Genomic DNA, 6549 nt, shown 5'->3' with positions numbered 1-6549 from the left:
CTTTGCTAAGATAACTACTAGAATAACCTTCAGTTTCGGCAATTTCTTCATAGGTTTTATTATCCCAAGCTCCGCGCAAAATTATAATTTCTAGATCGCTGAGATGTTTTCCTGTTTGCTTAAAGATGATACCTTCAACAGTTTGTTGTGCTTTTTCCCAGGTAAACTCAGTATTTAGATTCATCTTTTGATACTCTCAGGTTAATAAAAATTGCTTTTATCCAGAAAAATTATTGATAATTTGTGGCTTTTTTGAGCTTTTTCTGTTTTACTCTTCTATAAGAAATTTTATAATAAACCGCGTCCAGATAGAAAACTGGAGTTTAGAGTAGTTCATTTTTTCCCTTTTCCCTTTTCCCTTTTCCCTTTCCCCTAAATTAGTTATCTAAAAAACTACGGGTTTCAAAATAGACGCGGTTTAAATATGAAAAACAAATTACTCGATAATGATCCTCATCACGGATAATATCTCTCTGCCAAATAAATTTGACCGCGAGGGATGCTCTCGGAAAGACAACGCATATCCAATCGCGGTGTTGGCTATTCGTTGATATCCCCCGTAATTATTTAGTCAGTTTTTCCTAGGTAAAGCAATAGAGTATCTTTTGGGAGAGAGAATCAAACCAGAACATCTCATAGTTACTAATTTTGTAGACAAATATGTCTAACAACTAGCTTTGTAAGGTTTGACCCGTACAGGGCTAACTACAAGCCTCTTTATTGGCTGTCCGATAAATAAGGAATCACCAACTGCTTTTCTAATAATATTTAAAGAGCCATTTTGCTCTGCTCCATAATTTCGACCAGAATTAGCTTTAAACAAACCTCTTTTTACTCTTTTGCCCAAATAGGTTGATTGCTTTTTAATTGGTTCGAGGTCTAAAAAACTGCATTTTGAGGTATAGGCTTCATTAACAGTTTTAACTTCTATTCCAACTAATTGACACTTATAAATTAACTGTTCAATAAATTTAAAATGAGGTATAGATGCAAAGGACTGATTGGTCTTTTTTCCGAGATTGAGATTTTGTTTCCAATTATTATTTTTGCCAATTACTAAAAGTGTAATCTTGTTCTCAAGCAATCGATTTACTATATATCGACTAGCTGTATGGAGATAATAATCCATTTTGCTATTGCGCTTTTGAGTTAATCGAGAAATTCTACGAGAGTTATGCTTTCTTTTTGGTAATTGTGATTGTAATCTGGCTTTAGCTTTATTGAAGTAGCGGTTAGCACTTTTAATAGCTTTACCACAAACAATAAAGGGTTTAAAACGCTGGTTATTAGACGTAACACAAGCTAGATTATCAATCCCAATATCAATTCCAGCTATAGAAGTATGGTTTAACTGCGAACATGGCAATTCTGACTGTTCGTAAACAATTTCAATTACATATGATGTAACGACTAATGTGTTTGAATCCTGCATCCTTCCGAAACACTTTGCGATATTGTTGGAGAACTTTGACGATTGTTGCTGGGATGCCAACTAGAGGAAACATTTTTCTTCTGAAATATCTCTTAGTTTAGTTTCTCATTTTTTCTCTAACCTTCCAAGTCGTGTAACATACTAAATCCGATTGTCAAACCCCTTATCTAATATTTGTGTAGAGACGCGACGGGGCGATACTTGCGCTTGAAATGAATTCACAAGAAAGCCAGTTCTACTATAGTTTCCGACAATTTGACCTAAATCAAGAAATTATTCCGCTCCATTCTCGAAGAATTGGTAAAACTAGTGCAATTGGAGCTTGCTTCTCTACAGTAACCCTGGCGATAGTAGTAGTACCAGAAGATATCTCTAAGTTATTTGGTCCAGTTGAAGATGACCATCTATAACCACTGGGCGTAGAAGGATCGATCTGTAACTGTGCTTGCACTGCAATTACAGAGCCTACTTGAGACACTATTTCTTCTACAACCTCGGCATTTCCGACTAAACTGGTAGCCCCTTGCTTAGTAATCGGAAAAGCTGAGACTTCAGTTACAGTTCCGACTATTCCCCCAAATCGTTCGCGACGCACTGTATCTGGAGTAATATAAATCTTCATTCCCGATTTGATCTTTTTCCCATCACCCACTGGAAAATAGGCGACGCTGGATATGCTATCTGAGACATCATCAATTTTAATAGAACCGAGAAGATCTCCTGGATTGAGAACTGAACTATTTTCGGCGGTAAGTTCGAGGATACATCCACTATGAGGGCTTTTAATTTGTTTGTTGTATTCCAATTGTTTTTCGAGTTGGGCAATACTGTGTTGGACTTCTTGAATCGGATTTTTTCGTCCCGCCGAAGCTTCCAGGTTTTGTTGTTCGAGAATTTTAACTTGGGTATCGAGTTGCTGTAACTCTGCTCTTAACTGAGAGATTGTGCTTAAGTTTTCTGCATATTTTTGTTGAGTTTCCGTTTCTTGGATGTTTAGTTCTCGTAGTCTGGTTTGATATTGACTAATAACGTCCAGGTTATCTAAATATTTTTGTTCGACTTCTGTTTTCTGGGTTTCTAACTGTTTTAACTCTGCTTTTAACTGGGAAATGTCTTGAAGACTTTGCCTATATTCTTGTTCTGCTTCTAATACCGCATCAGAAGAAATTGCTCCTTGTTCTGATAAAGAGCGACGCTTTTCACTTCTTTGCTTTAATAGAGGAGCTTGCGCTTGGGTATCTTGAAATTGTTGCTGAAGACTGAGTTGTTGTTCAGCGATCGCTTTTAGCTCTCGATCGCGAAGTGTTGGAGTTAAAGCCCGTGCATCTTGAAGTTGTTGTTGTAGAGTGGATCGTTCTTGTTCAATGGCTTTGGTTTCTCGGTCTTTGAGAACTGGACTCAATTTTAAAGCATCTTGAAGGCGTTGTCTTTTACTTACTTGCTCTTGTTGAATTGCTAAAATTTCTAAGTCAGTGCGTTGATTTTGCAGCGTATCGGCTTGCTGTTCTTGACCTTGTAATTGTGCTAGCTTTTCCTGTTCAAGCTGGAGGTTCTGGCGAATTTCAAAGGGATCTATGGTAGCGATTACTCGATTTTTTTTGATACAGTCTCCAGGTTTTACTTTCAGTTGTTGTAATTGACCATCGACGGGAGATTGAATATTTGCTACGCGACGCGGAATAATCAAAAGCCCTCTACTGGTAACGTTTACGGGGATTCTCCCAAAAATACTCCAAATAATTGTTGCTACTACCAATGCTCCTAAAGTTGATAAAGGTAGCCAGTCTTGACGACCAACTATTTGCATTAGCTGATCTAGTTTTTCTGGAGAAGATAAACGTTCTAAAGATTCTTGTCTAAATATTTGTTTTTTTTCTTGATTTTTCATAGTAATTAGCCGTAAATTTGATTTTTTAAATAATTGTAAATCTTGAAATAAAAACGATATTATTAATATAAATAAAATAATCTAAAAGTTATTATGAATTTTGAGAATCTAATTATTTCCAGCATTTTTAATCAATTAATCCATCATGATTTATCAAATTTAAAACTTTTTATGCAACAAAATGTCAATATATCAAATAGCGATCTTCGTTATTCTATTGGCTTAGTAATCATCTGTTTGCTAGTATTAATTCTCTTGTGGCTACCAGATTTACTTAAAGGAAAAAATTAAAATAATCACTCCAATTGTCGAGCAACTAATCGAGCAAATAGTCCCGACTGCGCGACTAATTCGGCAAACGAACCAGCTTGAACTACTCGACCAGCTTCGAGAACATAAATCCGATCTGCATGACGAATCGTGCTGAGACGATGGGCAATCACAATACGGGTGACGCTAAGAGTTTCTAAACTTTGAGTAACCACTGCTTGGGTACGATTATCTAAGGCACTGGTAGCTTCATCCATGAGAATTATTTTCGGGTTTCCGATTAAGGCACGAGCGATTAATAGTCTTTGTCTTTGTCCTCCTGATAAATTACTGCCTCCTTCGCTGACAACTGTGTGCATCTCCATAGGCATTTGGGCAATATCTTCCGCTAAACCAGCCATTTCTGCTGCTTTCCAGGCTTCTTTGAGGGTTATCAAAGCTCCACAGGCGATATTATCAAAAATTGAACTTTGTTGAACTCGACCGTTTTGTAGTACAACTCCTAACTGCCGACGTACTGAGATAACATCTAAACCTGTCAGGTCTTGTCCATCGTAGTAAACTGTGCCACTTTGAGGAATCTCAAACCCCAGTAACAGCCGAAATAAGGTTGACTTCCCACTACCACTGGGACCCACTAGGGCAATAAATTCTCCTGGATTAGCTTCAACGCAGACATTATCGAGAATTGGCGCACCATCTTTTCGATAGCGAAAAGTAATACGATCTAAAACTACGCGACCTGCTAAACGACCAGCATCAGTGCGATGGGGATCGTATTCGGTTGGAGCTTGAACAATGGATTTGGCTCTTTCCCACAGGGGAACAATGCCCAAAACATCAGTTAGGGTATTGCTCAAATCGGTAACGCCACTAATAAAAGTACCGAAGGCAGCATTAAAAGCGAGAAATGTTCCTGCCGTTAAACCAGTTGGATTACCCTGGGCTTGGGCTAGTTGGATAAATAAGATGGCAAACCAAAATAGCAGTACCGAACTGATTAGGGGAAGAGCCTCGTTAAAAGTAGATACGGCATCATTAATCCCTTGGATACCAAAAGTTAGCTTGGTTTTTTGGCTGTATTTTGCTGCCCAAGTAGCAAAGGCTCGTTCCTCTGCTGCTGCTACCCGCAATTTTGCCACACCACCGATTAGTTGTACGGTTAGTCCATCGATTTCACCATCGAGCTTTTCTTGTTGGCGTTCTTTACGAACTAAGAGAGTACCAGAAGTTATGGTGACGATAATTGCTAAAATCGATATTCCCAAGCCAATCAGGGCAAGTTTGATGCTATAGATAAACATCAGTGCTAAATTGAGCAGGGAAAAAATTCCACTGAGTAGGGTGCGTTGGCTAGCACCGCTTAATTGACTGCGGATTTGGCGAATTGCCAGCAGACGATTAACTAGCTCTCCAGAGGTGTACTGGCGGAAAAAAGTAGGAGTTATTTTGAGCAGCCGATCCCAAACTGCTAGCTGTAAATTAACATCGGTGGCATTTTCAACCCGCAGAGTAATAATGCCTTGAGATAGTTGAAAAGCTGATTGACCCAAAGCTGCTGCGAACAGTGCCAGTCCTATTTGCCATAATAAAAGGCGATCGCTGTCGGGGATGATTTGAGCTATCAACATCCCAGTAGCTTGAGGCACTACCATGCCCAGTATTGTTGCCAGTGCGCCAATTAGGATCGCCAGTATTATATCTTGATGATAGCCTTCAATACCAAACTTAAATAGTTCAACTATATTGTTTACTACCAGAGGTAAAGGGCGGTAGAAAAAGTAAGCATTGGTAGCTATGGTTTGAGCTACTGCTTCAGTTACGGTAATGCGGGTTTGTTTAACAGGGTCGAATAGGAGATAACTTTTGTCTTTCTGGTTAGGTAGTAGTGCTACAGGAGAATAATCGTCGATAGTATAAGCTAAAAGAGGACCATGTTCTTGTTGCCACCAATTACCCACTAGCTGAACGCGACGAATACGACATTGGGAAGCACGGGCGATCGCTTCAACAGGGTCTTGCAGTAGGCTAGTATCTTCTGAGGCTGCGGGGGGCTGAATCTTAATTTTTTGTACTCGACCCACTGCACCAGCAGCAATTAGCAGGGGTGTTCCCGTTGTCTCTAAAGGTAGTTGTTGAGGCTCTAAGACTCCCGCTAGCTGACCAAAAGCCGATAAAGTTAATTGATTATTTAGCTGTTCTCTAGCTTGAAAGCGATCGAATTCTGCTTGTTTGTTTTCCTGGAGATAGCAATTGAGAGCGTAACAGACATATCGGTGAAAAATCTCTAAACTAGCGGTGAGGCGATCGCTATTGAGATATTGAAATGTAGGAATGATGGTTATTTCAGTGGAAGTTTCGGCTGTTAACCACATTCCTGGAACTAGAGGAAACCAAGGAGAATCTTGCTCTAAAATTAAATGGGAAAAACCCTGCCAAGAAATTTTACCCTGGATTACTTTTACCCAGATAATTTGGTTGGTAGGGGGTTGGATTAATTGATTTGTTTCTAGGGAATAGGGAGTGGGCAGAGTACAGGGAGCAAGAACAGTATTTTCTGGGCTTAAGGTTTTCTGTGAGGATTCTCGCGTTAGGGTGTCGCCTATCTGTTTAAACCAGTCTTCTAAACGGACTAAAAATGTAATTGCCCTCAGATCTCTAGTAGCAAATTGTACCCCAAGGTCGTCGATTGAAAGGCGTTGTAGTTGTACCTCTCCTAAAGCAACTGCTAAAATACCCAACCCTTGAGTTACTCTGACACCACATAAAATTTCCCCAGGATTAACACTAAAAAGATAGCGACGCTCTCCTGTGGGCTGGTGGTTGCTAACTTGGGTAGCAAATACTGAAACTTGTCCCCATACAACCTGCCAAATCACTTGGGGATTGAGCAGCAGAAAAGGCTGATTGCTTTTAACTGTATATACTTTAAGGGTTGGTTTGTGCTGAATAACCATAT

At 39.4% G+C, this 6549-nt stretch carries 5 protein-coding genes; 1 reads left to right on the top strand and 4 read right to left on the bottom strand.

All coding sequences use genetic code 11. The features are described 5' to 3' along the window. The 3 genes from H1P_RS13495 to H1P_RS13485 all read right to left on the bottom strand — a co-directional run. A partial coding sequence (locus H1P_RS13495) for a helix-turn-helix domain-containing protein (RefSeq protein ID WP_484133490.1) occupies nucleotides 1–184 on the bottom strand: 184 nt, incomplete at its 3' end. 480 nt (nucleotides 185–664) lie between these two features. Then, nucleotides 665–1432, bottom strand: coding sequence for an RNA-guided endonuclease InsQ/TnpB family protein (locus H1P_RS13490; protein ID WP_144867928.1), 768 nt, complete (start codon nucleotides 1430–1432; stop codon nucleotides 665–667). 265 nt (nucleotides 1433–1697) lie between these two features. Beyond that, nucleotides 1698–3320 (bottom strand): NHLP bacteriocin system secretion protein, encoded by a 1623-nt coding sequence (locus tag H1P_RS13485; RefSeq protein ID WP_186375956.1) that lies wholly within the window; start codon nucleotides 3318–3320, stop codon nucleotides 1698–1700. A gap of 93 nt (nucleotides 3321–3413) precedes the next feature. Between H1P_RS13485 and H1P_RS13480 the strand changes: the two genes are divergently transcribed. After that, nucleotides 3414–3611, top strand: coding sequence for a hypothetical protein (locus tag H1P_RS13480; protein ID WP_144867923.1), 198 nt, complete (start codon nucleotides 3414–3416; stop codon nucleotides 3609–3611). 5 nt (nucleotides 3612–3616) lie between these two features. Here the strand turns inward: H1P_RS13480 and H1P_RS13475 are convergent, their stop codons facing one another. Continuing rightward, a complete protein-coding gene (locus H1P_RS13475; protein ID WP_144867921.1) occupies nucleotides 3617–6547 on the bottom strand; it encodes an NHLP bacteriocin export ABC transporter permease/ATPase subunit in 2931 nt (976 codons plus the stop codon). Nucleotides 6548–6549: the final 2 nt, after the last annotated feature.

Origin of the sequence: Hyella patelloides LEGE 07179, assembly GCF_900659865.1 — a bacterium.
GTDB classification, from domain to species: domain Bacteria; phylum Cyanobacteriota; class Cyanobacteriia; order Cyanobacteriales; family Xenococcaceae; genus Hyella; species Hyella patelloides.
The sequence above is the reverse complement of the archived record's forward strand: the minus strand, read 5'-3'. Positions and strand labels throughout refer to the sequence as shown.

Excerpts from the sequence above, each read along its gene's own strand:
- H1P_RS13485 (WP_186375956.1), bottom strand. The coding sequence starts at position 3,320 with ATGAAAAATCAAGAAAAAAAACAAATATTTAGACAAGAATCTTTAGAA.
- H1P_RS13480 (WP_144867923.1), top strand. The coding sequence starts at position 3,414 with ATGAATTTTGAGAATCTAATTATTTCCAGCATTTTTAATCAATTAATC.
- H1P_RS13475 (WP_144867921.1), bottom strand. The coding sequence starts at position 6,547 with ATGGTTATTCAGCACAAACCAACCCTTAAAGTATATACAGTTAAAAGC.
- H1P_RS13490 (WP_144867928.1), bottom strand. The coding sequence starts at position 1,432 with ATGCAGGATTCAAACACATTAGTCGTTACATCATATGTAATTGAAATT.